General features: G+C 69.2%; 1 protein-coding gene. It reads right to left on the bottom strand.

The window, feature by feature from the left end; all coding sequences use genetic code 11:
• Positions 1–70: 70 nt before the first annotated feature.
• Positions 71–2,011, bottom strand: a 1,941-nt coding sequence (locus V7Q39_RS20550) for a phosphoenolpyruvate carboxylase (RefSeq protein ID WP_333818473.1), incomplete at its 5' end; no start/stop codon positions are given.

Genomic DNA, 2,011 nt, shown 5'->3' on the forward strand with positions numbered 1-2,011 from the left:
GCGCGAGGACAAGCTTTCCGTGAAAAAACCAGAGTCGCGGGGGGAGGCGGGCATGACGGTCTCCTTTGGGTCAGCCGGTCCAGCCGAGGCCGGAGGCGATGCAGGTCATGGATTGCATGAGGGGGATGGTGGTGGTGCCGCTGCCCGCGCGGGACTGGCGGAGAAGGGTGATCTGAAGCCGGTTCAGCCGGTCGAGCTGCGGGCGCAAATCCTCGCATCTTGCCTGCATCTTCGGGAAACGCAGGCCGAGCGCATTGCCGGTGATGTCGCGCAGGGCGGCAAGGGCGGCGGAATGCTCCGCCTGGATGCGGCTGAGGATGGGGGCACGGATGACAGGGTCCTCGACCAGTGCGGCATAGGCCTCGGCGATTTCCATGTCGGCCAGCATCAGCGACTTTTCCGCCTCGTCCACCATCAGGCGGAAGAGCGGGTGGCGGGCGAACATGTCCGCCAGAAGCCGGTCAGCGGCGGGGCCACGCACCTGGCGGAAGGCGCGCAGCGCCGAGCCGAAGCCATACCAGCCGGTGATCATGTGGCGGTTCTGCGACCAGGCGAAGACCCAGGGGATGGCACGCAGATCGCCCAGCGAGCGCGCGCCGAAGCGGCGGGCGGGACGCGAGCCGAGCTTCAGCATCGCCAGTTCCTCGACCGGGCTTGCCTGCTGGAAATAGTCCAGGAAGCCCGGCATCCCGAGGAGGCTGACATAGGCGGTCTGGGAAAGGCCGGCCAGCGCCTCCAGCGCGTCGATATGTTCGGGGTCGGCGGCGGGTTGGATGCGGACGGGAAGATGGCTCAGGACAGAGGATGCCAAAAGTTCCAGGTTGCCCACGGCGGTGCCGCGGTTGGCGTACTTCGAGGAGACGACCTCACCCTGTTCGGTGATGCGCAGGCGGCCCTGCACCGTGCCGACGGGCTGGGCGGCGATGGCGCGACCGGCGGGCGCCCCACCCCGGCTGACCGAGCCGCCGCGACCGTGGAAGAACACGGGCCGCAGGCGGTGGCGGGCGAGGCTTTGCGTCAGGCGGCGCTGCGCCTTGTCCAGTTCCCAGGTCGAGCACAGGAAGCCGCCATCCTTGTTGCTGTCGGAATAGCCGAGCATGACCTCGACCGTGCCGTCGCGGGAGCGGAGGCTGCGTTCGGCGAGCGGGACCTGCAACAGGGCGTCGAAGACCTCGGGTGCGCGACGGAGATCATCGATGGTCTCGAACAGGGGGACGAGCTGAAGGTCCAGTTTCTCGGCCCCGAATCCGGCGTGGCGGGCGAGAAGGAAGATGGCGAGAAGGTCGTCGGCGGTGCGGGTCATCGAGAGGATGAAGGGGCCGATGGCCTCGGGGTCTGCAGAGATGCGGGCCTCGCGGATCAGGGCGAGGAGGTCGAGAAGTTCCTGCGCCTCCGGGCTCAGGCGCGCGCGGTCGACCGGGGAAAGGTCGGGGCGGGAGAGATCTTCGCGGAGGCGTCGGGACCAGTCGGGGGTGCCGTAGGCGGGGGGTGGGCCGTCCAGCGACCAAAGCTCCGCCAGGACGGCAGTGGTCACGGTGGAGTTCTGCCGGATGTCGAGCGTGTGGGTGCGGAAGCCGAAGACCTGGGCCTGCCAGCGGAGCGGCGTGAGATAGCGGGCGGCCAGCCGGTCGGCGTTGATGCTGTGCAGGGAATCTTCCAGCACGCGGAGATCGGCGATGAAAGCGCTGACAGTGGGGTAGCCCCCTGCCCCGCCGTCCAGCAGGACGCGCAGGCGGTCGGCCATCGCGGAAAGGGCCTGGCGGAAGATCTCGCCCGGGTTGCGGGTGGCGAGGTCGCTGGCGTGGGGGCCGAGGATAGACTGGATGCGCGCCAGGGTCGCGGCGGGCAGCGGCATGATCCGGGTGGTGATGCTGATCCGGGCGGCGGCTGTGGTGACGGCGTCGAGGTAACGGGTCAGGATCGCACGGCGGGACCGGTCGAGCGCGTCGCGGGTAGTGGCGGTGGTGACGTTCGGGTTGCCGTCGCGGTCGCCGCCGATCCAGGAGTGGAA

Origin of the sequence: Tabrizicola sp. (assembly GCF_036781545.1) — a bacterium.
GTDB lineage: Bacteria > Pseudomonadota > Alphaproteobacteria > Rhodobacterales > Rhodobacteraceae > Tabrizicola.